The organism is Streptomyces sp. TLI_053 (assembly GCF_900105395.1).
In the GTDB taxonomy this organism is placed as follows: Bacteria; Actinomycetota; Actinomycetes; order Streptomycetales; family Streptomycetaceae; genus Kitasatospora.
This window is the reverse complement of sequence record NZ_LT629775.1, coordinates 6,228,364-6,246,279: the sequence shown is the minus strand read 5'-3', so window position 1 is coordinate 6,246,279 and position 17,916 is coordinate 6,228,364. Positions and strand designations below refer to the sequence as shown.

General features: G+C 73.0%; 12 protein-coding genes. 1 reads left to right on the top strand and 11 read right to left on the bottom strand.

Features of this window, described 5'->3' with window-relative positions; all coding sequences use genetic code 11:
* Positions 1–22: 22 nt before the first annotated feature.
* The 3 genes from BLU95_RS25785 to BLU95_RS25775 form a co-directional block, all read right to left on the bottom strand.
* Entirely contained in the window at positions 23–3,748 is a 3,726-nt protein-coding gene (locus BLU95_RS25785) for an Rne/Rng family ribonuclease (RefSeq protein WP_093862069.1), read from the bottom strand.
* A 396-nt stretch (positions 3,749–4,144) separates the two neighbouring features.
* Positions 4,145–4,945, bottom strand: coding sequence for a TIGR03936 family radical SAM-associated protein (locus BLU95_RS25780; protein WP_093862068.1), 801 nt, complete (start codon positions 4,943–4,945; stop codon positions 4,145–4,147).
* 222 nt (positions 4,946–5,167) lie between these two features.
* The gene (locus BLU95_RS25775) at positions 5,168–7,096 is read right to left on the bottom strand and encodes a TIGR03960 family B12-binding radical SAM protein (protein WP_093862067.1); all 1,929 of its coding nucleotides are present in this window, start codon (positions 7,094–7,096) and stop codon (positions 5,168–5,170) included.
* A gap of 403 nt (positions 7,097–7,499) precedes the next feature.
* Between BLU95_RS25775 and BLU95_RS45230 the strand changes: the two genes are divergently transcribed.
* Entirely contained in the window at positions 7,500–8,786 is a 1,287-nt protein-coding gene (locus BLU95_RS45230) for a M14 family zinc carboxypeptidase (RefSeq protein WP_093862066.1), read from the top strand.
* Positions 8,787–8,876: 90 nt separating this feature from the next.
* On the opposite strand, the gene rodA is transcribed toward BLU95_RS45230, so the two are convergent.
* The 8 genes from rodA to folC form a co-directional block, all read right to left on the bottom strand.
* Complete coding sequence (gene rodA, locus BLU95_RS25765; protein ID WP_093862065.1) at positions 8,877–10,076, bottom strand: rod shape-determining protein RodA; 1,200 nt, start codon at positions 10,074–10,076, stop codon at positions 8,877–8,879.
* Positions 10,073–12,337: a penicillin-binding protein 2 gene (gene mrdA / locus BLU95_RS25760; protein WP_093862064.1), complete on the bottom strand. Its 2,265-nt coding sequence runs from the start codon at positions 12,335–12,337 to the stop codon at positions 10,073–10,075. The genes rodA and mrdA overlap by 4 nt, the downstream gene beginning before the upstream one ends.
* Positions 12,338–12,389: 52 nt before the next feature.
* Positions 12,390–13,028: a rod shape-determining protein MreD gene (gene mreD / locus BLU95_RS25755; RefSeq protein ID WP_093862063.1), complete on the bottom strand. Its 639-nt coding sequence runs from the start codon at positions 13,026–13,028 to the stop codon at positions 12,390–12,392.
* Between the two features lie 3 nt (positions 13,029–13,031).
* On the bottom strand, positions 13,032–13,994 hold the full coding sequence (gene mreC, locus BLU95_RS25750; protein ID WP_093862062.1) for a rod shape-determining protein MreC: 963 nt from the start codon (positions 13,992–13,994) through the stop codon (positions 13,032–13,034).
* Positions 13,995–14,087: 93 nt separating this feature from the next.
* The gene (locus tag BLU95_RS25745) at positions 14,088–15,113 is read right to left on the bottom strand and encodes a rod shape-determining protein (protein ID WP_030309693.1); all 1,026 of its coding nucleotides are present in this window, start codon (positions 15,111–15,113) and stop codon (positions 14,088–14,090) included.
* A 307-nt stretch (positions 15,114–15,420) separates the two neighbouring features.
* Positions 15,421–15,834, bottom strand: a complete 414-nt coding sequence (gene ndk, locus BLU95_RS25740; RefSeq protein WP_030397400.1) for a nucleoside-diphosphate kinase — start codon at positions 15,832–15,834, stop codon at positions 15,421–15,423.
* A 168-nt stretch (positions 15,835–16,002) separates the two neighbouring features.
* The gene (locus BLU95_RS25735; protein ID WP_030397399.1) at positions 16,003–16,341 is read right to left on the bottom strand and encodes a DUF4233 domain-containing protein; all 339 of its coding nucleotides are present in this window, start codon (positions 16,339–16,341) and stop codon (positions 16,003–16,005) included.
* Between the two features lie 2 nt (positions 16,342–16,343).
* Positions 16,344–17,735 (bottom strand): bifunctional tetrahydrofolate synthase/dihydrofolate synthase, encoded by a 1,392-nt coding sequence (gene folC / locus BLU95_RS25730; protein ID WP_093865129.1) that lies wholly within the window; start codon positions 17,733–17,735, stop codon positions 16,344–16,346.
* Positions 17,736–17,916: the final 181 nt, after the last annotated feature.

Below are 17,916 nucleotides of genomic sequence, written 5' to 3'. Positions count from 1 at the left end.
GGTCTCCGCCCGGGACCGGGCCCTACTCGGCCGCCGTATCACCCTCGGCGGCCGCCGCCTTCTTGGCCGCCGCGCTCGTCCGCTTGGTGGCGGTCTTGCGGGCGGTGGTCTTCTTCGCCGCCGTCGTCGTCTTCTTGGCGGCGGCGGTGGTCTTCTTGGCGGCGGTCTTGCGGGCCGCCCGCTTCTTCGGGGCCGGCGCCTCCTCGGCGGGCTCCTCGGTCGCGTCCGGACCGGCCTCGGTCCCGGCGGCCTCGGCGGCCTCCGGGGCCTCGACGGCGGCCGGCTCGGCCACCGCTTCCGCCGGTGCCTCCTCGACCGCGGCCGGCTCGGCCTGCGGCTCCTCGGCCGGGGTCTGCTCCGCCGGGGCCTGGGCCGCCGGGGAGACGGCCGCCAGGGCCGACTCCAGGGCCGCCTCGGCCTTGGCCTGCAGCACCACGATCTCCGCCCCGCCCGGCGCACCGGCCGGAGCCGTCGCCTTGCGGACCGCCCGACGGCGGGGCCGTCCGGCGGGGGCGGCGGCCGGAGCCTCCACCGGGGCCGCGGCGACCGGCTCGGCGGCGGCCTGCTCGGCCACGACCGGCTCGGCCACTGCCTCGGCCTCGGCCTCGACCTCGACCGGAACGTCGATCGCCAGCTGGCCCTCGATCTCCTCGCGGACCGGCACGGACTCGACGATCTCGACGATCTCGAAGTCCTCGGCGGACTCGGCGGACTCCTCGACCGAAGCGGCCTCGACCGCCTGCGAGTCCTCGCCACCGGCACCGCCCTTGCCCCGGCGCCGGCGCTTGCCGCCGCCCGCACCCGCCTCGACGGCGGCCGCGCCGCCACCGGTGTGGCTGTGGGAGTGGACGCTCGGCTGCTCCATGTGCACGATCACACCGCGGCCGTTGCAGTGCACGCAGGGCTCGGAGAAGGACTCCAGCAGACCCTGGCCGACCCGCTTGCGGGTCATCTGGACCAGGCCCAGCGAGGTGACCTCCGCCACCTGGTGCTTGGTCCGGTCCCGGCCCAGGCACTCCAGCAGACGGCGCAGCACCAGGTCGCGGTTGGACTCCAGGACCATGTCGATGAAGTCGATCACGATGATGCCGCCGAGGTCGCGCAGCCGCAGCTGGCGCACGATCTCCTCGGCCGCCTCGATGTTGTTCCGGGTGACCGTCTCCTCCAGGTTGCCGCCCTGGCCGACGAACTTCCCGGTGTTGACGTCGACGACGATCATCGCCTCGGTCCGGTCGATCACCAGCGAGCCGCCGCTGGGCAGCCAGACCTTGCGGTCCAGCGCCTTCATCAGCTGCTCGTCGATCCGGTAGGTGGCGAAGACGTCCACCTCGGAGGTCCACCGCTGGAGCCGCCCGGCGAGGTCCGGGGCCACGTTGGAGACGTAGTCGTGGATGGTGCTCCACGCCTCGGTGCCGGAGACGATGACCTTGGTGAAGTCCTCGTTGAAGATGTCGCGGACGACCCGGACGGTCATGTCCGGCTCGCCGTACAGCAGCGCCGGGGCGTTGCCGGTCGCGGCCTTCTTCCGGATGTCCTCCCACTGCTGCTGGAGGCGCTGGACGTCGCGGGTCAGCTCCTCCTCGGAGGCGCCCTCGGCGGCGGTGCGCACGATGACGCCCGCGTCGTCCGGGACGATCTTCTTGAGGATCTGCTTCAGACGCGCGCGCTCGTTCTCCGGCAGCTTGCGGGAGATGCCGGTCATCGAGCCCTCGGGCACGTAGACCAGGTAGCGGCCGGGCAGCGAGATCTGGCTGGTCAGACGGGCACCCTTGTGGCCGATCGGGTCCTTGGAGACCTGGACCAGCACGGACTGGCCGGACTTCAGCACCGACTCGATCCGGCGCGGGCCGCCGTGGCCGCCCAGCGCGCCGAAGTTGACCTCACCGGCGTACAGGACCGCGTTGCGGCCCTTGCCGATGTCGACGAACGCGGCCTCCATCGACGGCAGCACGTTCTGGACCTTGCCCAGGTAGACGTTGCCGACGTACGAGGTGGCCTGCTCCTTGTTGACGTAGTGCTCGACGAGCACGCCGTCCTCGAGGACGCCGATCTGGGTGCGCTGGCCGTTCTGGCGCACCACCATGACGCGCTCGACCGACTCGCGGCGGGCCAGGAACTCGGCCTCGGTGATGATCGGCACCCGGCGGCGGCCCAGCTCGCGGCCCTCGCGGCGGCGCTGCTTCTTGGCCTCCAGGCGGGTGGAGCCCTTGATGGACTGCACCTCGTCCGGGTCGAAGGACGGCTCGGTGGAACGGCGGCGCGGCTCGCGCACCTTCACCACCGTGCGGACGCCGTCCTCGGTGGTCTCGGCCACCTCGACGGCACCGGCCTCACCGCTGCGGCGGCGACGGCGACGGCGACGGCGCGAGGAGGACAGGCCGGCGGCCAGGTCGTCGTCGTCCTCGTCGTCCTCGTCGGCGGCCGCGACGGCCGGCTCCTCGACGGCGGGCTGCTCGGTCTCGGGGGCCTCGGCCTCGCCCTCCTCGGCCTCACCGCGACGGCGGCGGCGGCCGCCCCGGCGGCGACGGCGCGACGGACGGCCGTCCTCCCACTCGTCCTCGGCCTCGGGGCCGGTGGCGGGGGCGGCGACGGCGGGGGCCTCCGCGGCGGCGGGCGCCTCGGCCACGACGGGGGCCTTGACGGCGGCCGGAGCCTTGGCGGCGGGGGCCTGGGCCTTGGCGGCGGGGGCCTCGGCCGCCCGCTCCGCGGCGGCGCCGCGCTTGCCCCGGGCCGGGGTCTGCACCCGCACCGAGGTGCGGACGCGACGGCGGCGGCCGACACCGCTGTACTCGAACTCCTCCTCCTCGCGCTGCGGCGCGGCCGGGGCGGACTCCGCCTCGACGGCGGCCGGCTGCGCGGCGGCGGGGGCGGACTGGGCGGCGGCGGGGGCGGACTGGGCCGCGGGTGCCGCCGCGGCCGCCGGAGCGGTCGGGGCGACGAAGGGGGCGGGCTCCTGGAAGACCGGGGCCTGGAAGATCGCGGTGGACGGGCGGACCGCGCGGCGGCGGACCCGCTGCGGCGGCTCGGCGGCCTCGACGACCGGCGCCGGGGCGACCGGCTCCTCGACCGGGGCCTCCTCGACGGCGGGCTCCTCGGCGACCGGCTCCTCGGCCTCCTCGGCCACCGGCTCCTCGACCACCACGGGGGCGGCCTCGACCACCCGGCGGCGGCGCGGACGACGGGCCGGGGCGGCCGGCTCCTCCACGACGGCGGGGGCCTCGGCGACCACCGGCTCGGCCGCGGCGACGGGCGCCTCGACCACGGCGGCGGCCTCGGGCTCGGCCTTCTTGCGGGTCCGGCGGGCGCGCACGGGCTTCTCCGCCGGCTCCGTCTCCGTCTTCTCGGCCTTCTCGGCCTTGGACGCCCTGGGGGCCTTCTCCGCCTTCGCGGCGACGACCGGGGCCGGCTCGGCCTCCGGCGCGGTGACCACGATCGAGGAGGCCTCGGGCGCTCCGGCGGGCGCCTCGGCCCGCTTGCGGGTACGGCGGGCCCGGACCGGCTTCTCCGCCGCCGGCTCGGCGGCGGCGGCCTCGGCGACCGGCGCCTCGACCGGCCGGGTGACCTCGGCCTCGGCCGGGACGACCGTCTCGGCGGTCTCGGCGGCGGCGCCCTGCGGCGCTCCGGCCGGGCGGGACACGGCGCGGCGGCGCCGGCGCGGCGGCGCGGCGGACGCGCTGTCGCCGCCGGTCGCGGCGGTGTCGTTCGGTTCCGTTGCCGCAGGCTGCTGCGGATCGGTGTTATCGAGCATGCGGGTGGATCTCCCGTCAGGCCCCCGGGCTCCGCATCCGGCCACGCCACGGCACCGGTGGCCGGCCGGCATCACGACGATGCTCGGCCCGGACCCTCTCACGGTGCCGCCGCGCGGACGCGAGGCCGCACAGGGGCTCGTAGTCTCGCTCGGCGCCCCGCCCTCGGCGGGGTGTCGAAAGTCTTCTGGTCTGACCAGTCTTCTGAGGTTTTCCCAAGCTGCGCCGTCCCCCAACCCCGGGTGGCTCCCGGACGGGGTCCTCGGGCCCACCGACCATCGGGGTCGGCGGGCCGCAAGAGGCCGGCCTGTGCTTCGACGACGCTCGCTCCCCTGGGGAGCAGCGGGGGCCTGGAGGACCAGCGGGCCCAGTGGGGAACTGGACCCGGCCTCCGCCCGCTAGGCGGACGCGGTTGCGCGCGGCTCGCCGGCCGCCAGAGGGCCGGCCTGGGCCGCGGCGCGGTCGAGCGCCAACGGGTCGGTCACCGTGCCGGTCCCCTCGTCGAGCGGCCCCTGCGCCAGCCTGGTCACCTCTGCGGGGACCGGCGGCGCCAGGTCGGCCGTCGCACGGAGACCGGACAACACGTCGTCGGGTCGTACGGCGGGTGTGGCGTGTCGTACTACCAGGCGCAGTATCGCACAGGGACGCCCGGTCCGAACATCGCGGGTCTCCTCGCCCGCCGTGTCCGCACCGCCGTCGACCTGCGACGGGAGGAGCTCAAGAGCCGCCACCGCCCCGCGCGCGTCGAAGACCCGCAGACCGTTCTTGGTGAGGCGTTCGACCTCGACCCGCTCCTCGGCGACGAAGAGGGCGACCGCGCGGGCCGCCTCCTGCGGCTCGACACCGTCGAGCCGCACCCGCCACTCGGAGGCCTCCAGGCGCTCCACGAAGTTGGGCGTCCGCACCTCGACCGCGTCGATCACGTCCAGTCCCTCGGGCAGCGACTCGTCCAGTTGGACGCGCAGCGCCTCCGGGTCCCGGTGGGCCGCGAGGCCGATCTCCAGGTACTCCGCCTCGCTGGCCACACCGGTCGGCGCGGCATTGGCGTAGGACACCTTGGGGTGCGGGGTGAAGCCGGCCGAGTAGGCCATCGGCACCGCCGACCGGCGCAGGGCGCGCTCGAAGGCGCGCTGGAAGTCGCGGTGGCTGGTGAAGCGGAGCCGGCCGCGCTTGGTGTAGCGGAGACGGATCCGCTGCACCGTCGGCGCGGGCGGCGGACCGTCGGGCGTACGGCGTGCCAGGGTCGCTCAGTCCTTCGTCAGTGGTCCCCGTCCGCGGCGGCGGCGATTTCCCGCCACTGTCCGGACTCTTTCACCTCAAAGGGTACGCGCCCCCACCCACCCCTCGCTCCGCGCCCGCCCTCACCGAACGCCGGAAGCCCCCGCCGGACGGATCCGACGGGGGCGTTCTGGGACATGCCGCTACTTGTTCACCACGGTGAGCGGGAGCATCTTCTTGCCGGTGGGGCCGATCTGGATGCTCGTCTGCATCTGGGGGCACACGCCGCAGTCGAAGCACGGGGTCCAGCGGCAGTCGTCGACCTCGACCTCCTCCAGGGCGTCCTGCCAGTCCTCCCAGAGCCAGTCCTTGTCGAGGCCGCTGTCCAGGTGGTCCCAGGGCAGGACCTCCTCGTAGCCGCGCTCGCGGGTGGTGTACCAGTCGACGTCAACGCCGGTGCCGGCCAGGCCCTTCTCGGCGGAGGCCATCCAGCGGTCGTAGGAGAAGTGCTCGCGCCAGCCGTCGAAGCGGCCGCCGTCCTCGTAGACCGCCCGGATGACCGCGCCGACCCGGCGGTCGCCGCGCGAGAGCAGGCCCTCGACGATGCCGGGCTTGCCGTCGTGGTAGCGGTAGCCGATGTTCTTGCCGTACTTGCGGTCGCCGCGGATCGAGTCGCGCAGCTTGGCCAGGCGGGCGTCGGTGGCCTCGGCGGACAGCTGCGGGGCCCACTGGAACGGGGTGTGCGGCTTGGGCACGAAACCGCCGATGGAGACGGTGCAGCGGATGTCGTTCTGGCCGGTGACCTCGCGGCCCTTCTGGATGACGTTCTTCGCCATCTCGCCGATCTGGAGCACGTCCTCGTCGGTCTCGGTGGGCAGGCCGCACATGAAGTACAGCTTCACCTGGCGCCAGCCGTTGCCGTACGCGGTGGCGACGGTGCGGATGAGGTCCTCCTCCGACACCATCTTGTTGATCACCTTGCGCATCCGCTCGCTGCCGCCCTCGGGGGCGAAGGTGAGGCCGGAGCGGCGGCCGTTGCGGCTGAGCTCGTTGGCGAGGTCGATGTTGAAGGCGTCCACGCGGGTGGACGGCAGGGAGAGGCCGATCTTGTCCTCGGCGTAGCGGTCGGCCAGGCCCTTGGCGACGTCCGCGATCTCGGTGTGGTCGGCGGAGGACAGCGACAGCAGGCCGACCTCCTCGAAGCCGGTGGCCTTGAGCCCGCGCTCCACCATCTCGCCGATGCCGGTGATGCTTCGCTCCCGCACGGGGCGCGTGATCATGCCGGCCTGGCAGAAGCGGCAGCCGCGGGTGCAGCCGCGGAAGATCTCCACGGACATCCGCTCGTGCACGGTCTCCGCGAGCGGGACGAGCGGCTGCTTGGGGTAGGGCCACTCGTCGAGGTCCATCACGGTGTGCTTGGAGACCCGCCACGGCACGCCGGGGGCGTTGGGCACGACCCGGCCGATCCGGCCGTCCGGCAGGTACTCGACGTCGTAGAACCGCGGCACGTACACGCCGCCGGTGCGGGCCAGCCGCAGCAGCAGCTCGTCGCGGCCGCCCGGGCGGCCCCCGGCCTTCCACTCCCGGACGATCCTGGTGATGTCGAGCACGGCCTGCTCGCCGTCACCGATCACCGCGCAGTCGATGAAGTCCGCGATCGGCTCGGGGTTGAACGCGGCGTGACCGCCGGCCAGCACCACCGGGTCGTCCTCGGTGCGGTCGCGGGCCTCCAGCGGGATGCCGGCCAGTTCGAGCGCGGCCATCATGTTGGTGTAGCCGAGCTCGGTGGAGAAGGAGAGCCCGAACACGTCGAACGCCTTGACCGGCCGGTGGGCGTCCACGGTGAACTGGGGCACGCCGTGCTCGCGCATCAGCGCCTCGAGGTCCGGCCACACGCTGTAGGTGCGCTCGGCGAGGACGCCCTCCTGCTCGTTGAGCACCTCGTAGAGGATCATGACGCCCTGGTTGGGCAGGCCCACCTCGTAAGCGTCGGGGTACATGAGCGCCCAGCGGACGTCGCAGGCGTCCCAGTCCTTGACGGTCGAGTTGAGCTCGCCGCCGACGTACTGGATCGGCTTCTGGACGTGCGGGAGGAGAGCCTCCAGGCGTGGGAAGACCGATTCGACAGTCATGAGTACCAGGAACCCTTACGACGTTCGGAACCGCCGCGCTCGGCACGGCGACGGCTGGGAGGGGTGACCCTCAAGGGTAGCCGAACCGCCGTGTTCGCCGGGCCCGGGCGCGGTCGCCCCGGGACCGGCCGCGGGCGGCGCGACCGTCCGTGCCGAGGGGTGTACGGACAGGTCCCGGCACGTGAACGCGGCCCCACCGCGGGGCCCCGGCGACTGTTGACACGCTCCGAGGCCGCGTGCGGTACTGGCAAGGCTCCACCGGAAGGTCCTGTGCGCCCCCGGGACAAGGGAGTTGGCCGCGCGCGCACCGGCCGTGCCGGGCGGCCCGGCGCGACGCCGCGCCGGACTCCCGGCCCAGGCCCCCGACCGCGCCGACCCGCCCGCCCCCGAGGACAGGAGAGCCATGACCGACACGGGCCGGCGGACGCGCCGGATCGACAGCCCGTGCAACGAGACCGAGAGCTACCCGACCGTGGCCCGGGCGATCGCCGCGGCCCGCGGGCTGGCCCGCCGCCACCCCGGCCGCTGCCGGGTGCGCGAGGTGGGCCGTTCCCGCGCCGGACGCCCGCTGGTGCTGCTCTCGGTGGACGACGGCGAGCACACCGTCCTGGTGGTCGGCGGCCCGCACCCGAACGAGCCGGTCGGCCTGGCCGCCGCCCTCCGGCTGGCCGAGGAGGCGCTGGCGCAGCCGCCCCGCCCCGGGGTCGGCTGGCACGTCCTGCTCTGTCTGGACCCGGACGGCGCCGCGCTGAACGAGGGCTGGCTGAACGGGCCGCTCACCGCGGCCCGGCACTACGAGCACTTCTTCCGGCCGGCCTTCCACGAGCAGCCCGAGCTGCTGCCGCACCCGGACGGTCCGCTCACCGCGATGCCGGAGAGCCGGGTGCTGACCGGGCTGATCGACGAGCTGCGGCCGGTGCTCCAGTGCTCGCTGCACGGCGTGGACTTCGGCGGCGCCTTCGTGCAGCTCACCCGGCCGCTGCCGGCCCTGGCCGGGCGCTTCGCCCGTTCGGCGGCCCGCGGCGGCATCCCGCTGGACGTCGACTCCTACGACGCGCTCGGCTGGGCCAGCCCGGCCCCCGGCACCTATCTGATGCCGCCGCCGGGCCGGAGCCGGCAGCCGCTGCCGGACCGCCCCGAGCTGTCCACCTGGGCGTACGCGGGGCGCCACGGCGGGACCACGGCCGTGCTGGAGGTCCCGATGTGGGCGGTCGACGCGGTCGGCGACCACCGTCCGGCCCCGGACGTGGCCGCCACCATGGCGGCCTGCGCGGACCGGCTGCGGTCCAGGGCGGCGGAGCTGACCGCCCTGCTGCCGCAGGTGCCGACGCACGCGGGGGTGGCGTACGGGCCGCTGCTGCGCTCGGTCGAGTTCAATCTGGCGGTCTGCCCGCCGGTGGTGGAGGACTGGCTGGCGAACTGGTCGGCGGCCGCGCTGTCGGTGTCCCGGGTGACCACGGCCCGGATCGTCGCCGAGCGGCTGCCGCTGCGGATCGCCGCGATGCTGCTGCGGCTGCTCGCGGACAGCGGCGGTCCGGCGGCGGACGCGGCCCGGGCACGGGCGCGGGGGGTGGCCGCGGCGAGTCTGGAGGGTCTGCAGCGCCTCGGCACCCGGTGGGTCCCGGTCGGGACCCAGGTGGCCCACCAGTCCCGGGCGGTGCTCGCCGCCGCCGACCTGCTGCTGCCGTAGCCACGGCTCGACACCGCCCGACACCGCTCGACACGGCGGAGGGCCGGTCCGGGGGTCCCCGGACCGGCCCTCCGCCGTGCGCGCGACCGCTCAGGCCGCTATCGGCCGTTGACTCTGCACCGCCTGGAGCAGTCCGATCGCCACCCAGGTGGAGAACATCGACGATCCTCCGTAGGAGACGAACGGCAGCGGGATGCCGGCCACCGGCATGATGCCCAGGCACATCCCTATGTTCTCGAAGCCCTGGAAGGCGAACCAGGCGACCACCCCGGCCGCCACGATGGTGCCGTACAGGTCGGTGGCCTGGCGGGCGATCCGGCAGCCCCGCCAGAGCACCACGCCCAGCAGCACGATGATCGCCATCGCCCCGAGGAAGCCCAGCTCCTCCCCGGCGACCGTGAAGACGAAGTCGGTCTGCTGCTCCGGCACGAACTGGCCGGTGGTCTGGGTGCCGTGGAACAGGCCCTTGCCGGTCAGTCCGCCGGAGCCGATCGCGATCCGGGCCTGGGCGGTGTTGTAGCCGACGCCGGACGGGTCGAGCGCCGGGTTGGCGAAGGCCGCGAAGCGGTCGATCTGGTACTTGCTCAGCACGCCGAGCTTCCAGATCGCGACGCAGCCGCCGACGCCGGCCAGGATCAGTCCGAACACCCAGCGGTTGGCCGCGCCGGAGGCGAGCAGGATGCCCAGCACGATGACGGCCATCACCATCACCGAGCCGGCGTCCGGCATCAGCATCACGATCGCCATCGGCAGGGTGGCCCAGACCAGCGCCCGGAACACCGCCTTGTTCGCCGGGAACTCGCGCTCGCCGGCGTCCACCTGGTCGGACATCACCAGGGCCATGGACAGCACGATCGCGAGCTTGGCGAACTCGGCCGGCTGCACGGAGAAGCCGCCGCCCAGCTGGATCCAGGAGTGCTGGCCGTTGATGGTCGAGCCGAGCGGGCTCAGGGTGGCCACCAGCAGCAGGATCACACCGGCGTACAGGAAGGGCACCACGGTGCGGAACCGCCGGCTCCCTATCGTTATCACCACCGCGCACAGCACCGCCCCGACCATGACGTTGGTCAGGTGCCGGAACAGGAAGTACTGCGGGTCGCCGTGGGTGAGGGAGTCGCGTCCCCGGGTGGCCGACCAGACCAGCAGCGAGCTGCCCAGTGACAGCACGGCCGCGGCCAGCAGCAGTATCCAGTCGATCCGCCACAGCGGGGAGTCCTTGGCCAGCGCCTTGGGCACCCCGCCGCGCTGCGGGGCGAGCCGGAGCTGGCGGTAGGAACCGTAGGAGGTCATGCCCGGCCCCTTCCGGTGCTGGAGCGGGTGGGTTCGACGGCGGCCGCGACCGCGGCGGCCACGGGCACCGGGGTGCCGCCGGAGCGGTCCGGGTCCAGGAAGACCCGCGGCGAGCCGCCGGCCACCCCGGGGTCGCCGGCCCCGGTGGCGAAGGACACCGGCTTGATGATCGCGGTGCCGTCCGGGTTGAACTTCGGCAGCTCGGCCTGCGGCTTGGGCAGCAGCGCCTTGCCCTGGTCGATGTTGCCCTTGTCGTCGACGCCGTACAGGGACTGGTAGATCCGCCGGATCGCGTCGCCGGAGCCGCCGGAGCCGGTGCCGCCCTGGCTTATCGTCATCACGACCGCGTAGTCGCGGCTGTAGGTGGTCAGCCACGAGGTGGTCTGCTTGCCCTCGACCTCGGCGGTGCCGGTCTTGGCGTGCAGCTCGATCTTGCCCTGGGGCCAGCCCGCGCCGGTGAACTTCCAGGCGGCGGTGCCGCTGGTGATGACGCCCGCGGTGGCCTGGTCGATGTAGCCGAGCAGCTTCTGGTCGCCGGGCAGCCGGCCGTCCTCGTGCGGGGCGATCTCGCGGACGAGATCCCCGCCCGGGCTTATCACGGCCTTGGCGACCGTGGGCCGGTAGAAGGTGCCGCCGTTGGCGAGCGCCGAGTAGATCCGGGCCATCTGGACCGGGGTGACCAGGGTGTCGCCCTGGCCGATCGCGAAGTTGACGGCGTCACCGGCGCGCATCTGGTAGCCGTCGACGCAGTTCTCCCGGGCGATCTGGTCGGAGAAGGTGTTGCCGCCCTTCTCCGCCTGCTTGCACCAGGCGTCCTTGTTGTTGTCGTAGAAGGACTGCTTCCACTGCCGGTCGGGGACCCGGCCGGGGACCTCGCTGGGCAGGTCGATGCCGGTCTTGGCGCCGAGGCCGAACTGGTGGGCGGTCTTGAAGAACCAGTCGCCCGGGTCCTTCTTCGGCTTGATGCCGCCGTCCTTCATCCACTGGTCGTACGCCAGGCCGTAGAAGACGGTGTCGCAGGAGACCTCCAGCGCGCGCTCCAGGGAGATCGCCCCGAAGCTCTCGCTCTCGAAGTTCTTGAACTCGCGGCCGCCGATGGTCATGGCCTTCGGGCAGTCGTAGCGGCCGTCGAGCGAGTAGCCGGCCTGGACGGCGGCGGTGGTGGAGATGACCTTGAAGGTCGAGCCGGGGGCGGACTGACCCTGTATGGCCCGGTTGAGCAGCGGGAAGTTGGACTCCTTGCTGGTCAGCGCCTGGTAGTCCTTGCCGCTGATGCCGCCCTGCCACAGGTTGGGGTCGTAGGTGGGGGCGCTGGCCATCGCGACGATCCGCCCGGTGTGCACGTCCATCACGACGGCGGCGCCGGAGTCGGCCTCGTAGTTGCGGTTGGTGACCTTGTCGAAGGTCTTGCGGGCGTCGCCCATGGCCTGCGCCAGGTTGTCCTCGACGACCTTCTGCACCTTGGCGTCGATGCTGGTCACCAGGTTGTTGCCGGTCTGCGGGGCGGCCTGGTCGGCGGTGCCGATGACCCGGCCGAGGTTGTCCACCTCGAGCTTGGTGATGCCGGCGGTGCCGCGCAGGTCGCGGTCGTAGACGGACTCCAGGCCGGCCCGGCCGATCTGGTCGGCCGGCAGGTAGCGGTCGAGGCCGGCCTTGTCGGCGGTCTTGGAGACCTCGTCGTCGGTGACCGGCGAGAGGTAGCCGAGCACCTGGGCGAGGTTGGCGCCCTCGGCGCCGGTGTAGTGGCGCACGGCGGTGGGCTGGGCGGTGATCCCGGGGAAGTCCTCGCGGCGTTCCATTATCTGCATCGCCTGCTGGGTGGTCGCCTCCTTGGTGACCGGGATCGGCTGGTAAGGAGAACCGTTCCAGCAGGGCTGCTGCGTCTTGGCGTCGCAGAGCCGGACCTTCTCCTGGACGTCCTTGGCGGGCATCCCGAGCACCTCGGCGAGCCGGGTCAGCACCGCCTTGCCGGCGTCCTTCTGCTGGAGCAGCGAGGTGCGGCTGACCGAGACGACGAGTTTGGTCTCGTTGCCGGCGAGGATGCGGCCGGAGGCGTCCAGGATCTCTCCGCGGACGGCCGGTTCGACGACCTCGCGGATGTGGTTGCCGGTCGCCTTGGCGGTGTAGACGCTGGCGTTGCGGATCTGCAGGTACCAGAGCCGTCCGCCGAGGGTGGCGAGCAGCGAGACCACCAGGATCTGCAGCACCACCAGACGGATCGTCACCCGCCGGGTTCGGCCGGTCTCGGGGATGTTGCTCACGTCTCGTGCGCTCCAAAACTGAACAGGGCGGGCGGGCTTGGTCGGGGCCGGGCTACGGGCGCTTTCCCGCGCCGAGCAGGCGCTTCTTGCGGTAGGCCGGGCCGGCCGTGGCCTCGCGGGTGGTGCGGTAGCGGCTGAGGCTGCCGAGGCCGGGGCCGCCCTCGTCGTCCTCGGCGACCGACAGCGGGTCCTTGCCGAAGCGGCGGGCGACCAGCATCACGGCGGGCACCACGAAGGGTGCGAGGAGCAGGTCGTAGAGCAGGGCGGTGACGACGAGCTGGCCGAGTCCGACGTGCCGGGCGGCGGTGTCGCCGACGAGGGCGCCGACCATCGCGTACAGCAGGGTGGAGGCGATCGCGGCGCCGGCGACCACGAGCAGCGCGCTGGAGACCGAGCGCTGGCGGCCGTGCTCGGGGCGCAGCAGTCCGGCGGCGTAGCCCATCAGGCAGAGCACCAGGGCGTAGCGGCCGATGGCGTGGTCCGAGGGCGGGGCGAGGTCGGCCAGCAGGCCGGCCGCGAAGCCGACCAGGCAGCCGCCGGTGGGTCCGTAGACGAGGGCGAGGCCGACGACCACGAGCAGCAGTATGTCCGGGGTCGCTCCGGGCAGTTGCAGCCGGCCGAAGACGCTGACCTGGAGCAGCAGCCCGAACAGGATCAGGATCGCGGAGACGGGGATGCGGGCGAGGCGCATGGCTCAGTTCCCCCCAGTGGGCTTGGCGGGCGGGGCGGCGGCGGCCGGCGCGGCGGGCACCGCGGGGGCGGCGGGCGCGGCCGGGGCCGCCTGGCCCTGGGCGGCCGGCGCGGGCGGCAGGACGGCGTCGCGCGGGTCGGTGCGGGGCGGGACGACGACGACGCCGACCAGGTCCAGCCGGGTGAACTGGACGAAGGGCTCGACCAGGACGGTCTTGGTGAGCTGTCCGGGGGTGGCCTCGACCTGGACGACCCGGCCGACCGGGACGCCGGGGACGAACGGGCGGCCGCTCTGCGAGCCGAAGGTGACCAGCCGGTCGCCCTCCTTGACCTGGGCCTTGCCGTTGAGCAGGGAGACCTTCATGGCGCTGGTGCCGCCGCCGGCGGCGAAGCCGATCTCCCCGGTGCCCTCCAACCGGGTGCCGGCGGTGAAGCCGGGGTCGGAGGCGAGCAGCACGGTGGCGGTGGTGGGGGCGACGGTGGTGATCCGGCCGACCAGGCCCTGGCCGTTGACGACGGTCATGTCGCGGGTGAGGCCGTCGTCGCTGCCGGCGTCGATGGTGATGGTCCAGGAGAAGCCCTGGGCCGGGCCGATCGCGATGGTCTGGGCGGCCTTGACGGTGTAGCCGCCGGCGCCGGCGGTGCGCAGCAGGTCGTCGAGCTGCTTGGTGCGTGCGCCCGCCATGTCGGAGGAGGCCAGCTTCTGCCGCAGTTCGGTGTTCTCGCGGGCGAGCTGGTCGGTGCGGCCGCTGTTGGAGGCGGCGTCGCGGAAGGCGCGGACGGTGTCGGCGACCGGGTCGACCGCGCTGGCGGCACCGCGTTCGACCGGGCCGAGGACGGTGGCGGCGGCGCGCCGGGCGCCGCCGAGCGGGGAGCTCTCGCCGCCCTTGATGTCGACGGTGATCAGTGCGAACGCGACGGCCACCAGCAGGATGAGCAGCAGCCGGCTCTCTCGTGTGTCCCTCACGGTGCTGGTACTGCCCCTTCGTGCCCCTGGTCCGCCGGCCCGGGCTGTGGACCCGGGCGGGGACCCGTCGGTTCGGCTGGTGTTCCGGTTCTGCTAACGGCGCGGTGCGGCGTCGAGTACCTGCTGGAGTGCCTCGAACTCCTCGACGCACTTGCCGGAGCCGAGCGCGACGGAGTCGAGCGGGTTCTCGGCGATGTGGATCGGCATGCCGGTCTCCCGGCGCAGCCGCTCGTCCAGGCCGCGGAGCAGGGCGCCGCCGCCGGTGAGGACGATGCCCCGGTCCATGACGTCGCCGGCCAGCTCGGGCGGGCACTGGTCGAGGGTGGTCTTGACCGCGTCGATGATCGAGTTGACCGGCTCGTCGATGGCCTCGCGGACCTCGGCGGCGGAGATGACGACGGTCTTGGGCAGGCCGCTGACGAGGTCACGGCCGCGGATCTCGGCGTGCTCGTCCTTCTCGCCCTCCAGGCCGAAGGCGGAGCCGATGCTCATCTTGATCTGCTCGGCGCTGCGCTCGCCCAGGAGCAGCGAGTACTCCTTCTTGATGTGCTGGACGATGGCGTTGTCGAGTTCGTCGCCGGCGACCCGGATGGACTGGGCGGTGACGATGCCGCCGAGCGAGATGACGGCGACCTCGGTGGTGCCGCCGCCGATGTCGACGACCATGTTGCCGGTGGGCTCGTGGACCGGGAGGCCGGCGCCGATCGCGGCGGCCATCGGCTCCTCGATGATGTGCACCTGGCGGCAGCCGGCCTGGAGGGAGGCCTCGATGACCGCGCGGCGCTCGACGCCGGTGATGCCGGAGGGGACGCAGACGACGACCCGGGGGCGGGCGAGGAAGCGGCGGCGGTGCACCTTGAGGATGAAGTAGCGCAGCATCCGCTCGGTGATCTCGAAGTCGGCGATGACGCCGTCCTTGAGCGGGCGGATGGCCACGATGTTGCCGGGGGTGCGCCCGATCATCTTCTTGGCCTCGGAGCCGACGGCGAGGATGCCGCCGGTGTTGGTGTTGACCGCGACGACGGACGGCTCGTTGAGAACGATGCCCTTGCCCCTGACGTACACCAGCGTGTTGGCAGTTCCGAGGTCGATCGCCAGGTCGCGGCCGATGAACGACAGGTTGCTCGCCATGGGGTGTGGGTGCCTTCCCGGGCTCGGAGTCATGTGGGGTGGACGGTGTGCGCCCGCAGACGGGCGGCGACCAGCTGAGCTGCCTTACCGGGCCCTTGAGTCGCGTCCATCGTAGTCACGCCGTTCGGCACGGACGTCGACCCGGGGCACGCCGTCCATTGTCCGGGGCGTGATCGCTTCTCAGGGCATTGGGACGCCGTGTCGGAGGGCCTGGTTCCCTATTTCCCGATAAGAATGCCCCGGCCGGGCCAATGGTCCCGGCCGGGGCGTCCCGAAGGTCCCGGTGCCCGCGCGGTCAGGCGTGGGCGGGGAAGAAGATCTTGATTTCGCGCTCGGCCGACTCGACCGAGTCGGAGGCGTGGATCAGGTTCTCGCGGGTGATGGTCGCGTAGTCGCCGCGGATGGTGCCGGCCCCGGCCTCCAGCGGGTTGGTGGCGCCGGCCAGCATGCGGATGCCGGCGACGACCTCCTCGCCCTCGACGATCAGGGCGATCGACGGGCCGGAGGTCATGAACTCCAGCAGCGGCTCGTAGAACGGGCGGCCGACGTGCTCCGCGTAGTGCTGCTCCAGCGTCGCCCGCTCGAAGGTGCGCAGCTCGGCGGCGGCGAGCCGCCAGCCGGCCTTGCGCTCGATCCGGCTGATGATCTCGCCGGCCAGGCCGCGCTTGACGGCGTCGGGCTTGAGCAGGACGAGAGTGCGCTGGGACACGGGGCGTCTCCTGGGGAAATCGGGTTTCGGCGCGGACACGGGAATCGGCGCACGCACGGATCGGCACGCACGCGGACCGGCACGCACGTGCTGTTCCGCGTGCGCCGTGCGACTACCGCAGAGGTTACCTTGCGTGAGCGAACGCCCAGGACCCGGTCCGGAGGCGTCTCAGGCGGCCGCGGCGGCGGTGCGGGCGGCCTTGATCTCGTCGATCCGCCGGCCGTAGTGCACCGAGCACCACCAGAGGCCGGCGAAGATCACGCCGAGCACGAACATGGTCGGCACCACGAAGCCGCTGGCGATCAGCCCGAGCTGCAGCGCCCAGCCGACGGCCACCGCGCCGGGGCGGGTGATCATGCCGCAGAGCAGCACGCACAGCACCATGGCGATGCCGCTGACCGTCCACAGGGCGCCGTGGGAGACGTCCGTGAGCTGCATCGCGACCAGGGCCGCGAAGAGCACCACGAGGGCCTCGCCGATCAGCGTCGAGGAGCAGAGCGTCCTCATCGTCACTTCCTCCCGAGCAGCAGGCGGGCCTCGCCCACCGTGATGACCGATCCGGTGACCAGCACCCCGGCGCCGCCGAGGTCGCCCTCCTCCTCGGCCAGGGTGACGGCGGCGGCGATGGCGTCGTCGAGCCTGGGCTCGACCTGGACCCGGTCCTCGCCGAAGACCTCGACCGCCAGGGCTGCGAGCTCGTCGACGTCCATGGCGCGGTGGGTGGAGTTCTGGGTGATCACGACCTCGGCGAGGAGCGGCTCGAAGGCCTCCAGCAGGCCGGCCACGTCCTTGTCGCCGCTGGTGCCGATCACGCCGACCAGCCGGGTGAAGCCGAAGGACTCGCCGATGGCGGTGACGGTGGCGCGGGCGCCGTGCGGGTTGTGGGCGGCGTCCAGCAGGATGGTGGGGCTGCGCCGGACGACCTCCAGCCGGCCCGGGGAGCTGACGCCGGAGAAGCCCTGGCGGACCTTGTCGACGTCGAGCTGTCCGCCGCGGGCGCCGCCGACGCCGAAGAACGCCTCGACGGCGGCCAGCGCCAGGGCCGCGTTCTGGGCCTGGTGCTCGCCGTGCAGCGGCAGGAAGACGTCCTCGTACTCCTCGCCGCCGATCCCGCGCAGCGTCACCAGCTGGCCGCCGATCGCGAGTTCGCGGCGGACGACGCCGAATTCCATGCCCTCGCGGGCGACCGTGGCGTCGACCTCGACCGCGCGCCGGAGGATGGTCCGGGCGGCGTCGAGCTGCTGCTGGGCGACGATCGCGACGGCGTCGGACTTGATGATCCCGGACTTCTCGACCGCGATCTCGCCGGTGGTCCCGCCGAGCTTGTCGGTGTGGTCGAGGCCGATCGGGGTGATCACGGCGACCCCGGCGTCGATGACGTTGGTGGCGTCCCAGGAGCCGCCCATGCCGACCTCGACCACGGCGACGTCCACCGGCGCGTCGGCGAAGGCCGCGTAGGCCATGCCGGTGAGCACCTCGAAGAAGGACATCGCGACCGGCTCGCGCTCGTCGACCATCCGCACGTAGGGCTCGATGTCGCGGTAGACCTCGACGAACCGCTCGGGGGTGATCGGGGCGCCGTCCAGGCTGATCCGCTCGGTGACGCTCTCCACGTGCGGGCTGGTGTAGCGGCCGGTGCGCAGCTCGAAGACGCCGAACAGCTGCTCGATCATCCGGGCGGTGGAGGTCTTGCCGTTGGTGCCGGTGATGTGGATGGAGGGGAAGGACCGCTGGGGCTGGCCCAGGATGTCCATCAGCGCCTCGATCCGGTCGAGCGAGGGCTCCAGCTTGTTCTCCGGCCAGCGCTCGGAGAGTTCCACCTCGACCTCGCGCAGGGCGTCGGCGGGGCTGCCGTCGGCGGGGCGGAGGGTGTACGGGTTCGGGTCGGCCTTGTCGCTCACGTCCACAGTCTACGGAGCGCGCGGCGCCGCTCCCGACGGGGTGAGAACCACCACTTTGCCCGAGTTGGCCGTTTTCTGCGTTTACTATCGTTTTGGCGATATCAGACCGCAATGAAGCATTGATTCGCATCCCAGGGAGACAAATCGCCTTTGATCATGAGGAGCACCGCGCCATGCCCGA

Excerpts from the sequence above, each read along its gene's own strand:
- BLU95_RS25775 (WP_093862067.1), bottom strand. The coding sequence starts at position 7,096 with ATGACTGTCGAATCGGTCTTCCCACGCCTGGAGGCTCTCCTCCCGCAC.
- rodA (WP_093862065.1), bottom strand. The coding sequence starts at position 10,076 with ATGACCTCCTACGGTTCCTACCGCCAGCTCCGGCTCGCCCCGCAGCGC.
- BLU95_RS25785 (WP_093862069.1), bottom strand. The coding sequence starts at position 3,748 with ATGCTCGATAACACCGATCCGCAGCAGCCTGCGGCAACGGAACCGAAC.
- BLU95_RS25735 (WP_030397399.1), bottom strand. The coding sequence starts at position 16,341 with ATGAGGACGCTCTGCTCCTCGACGCTGATCGGCGAGGCCCTCGTGGTG.
- mreD (WP_093862063.1), bottom strand. The coding sequence starts at position 13,028 with ATGCGCCTCGCCCGCATCCCCGTCTCCGCGATCCTGATCCTGTTCGGG.
- BLU95_RS45230 (WP_093862066.1), top strand. The coding sequence starts at position 7,500 with ATGACCGACACGGGCCGGCGGACGCGCCGGATCGACAGCCCGTGCAAC.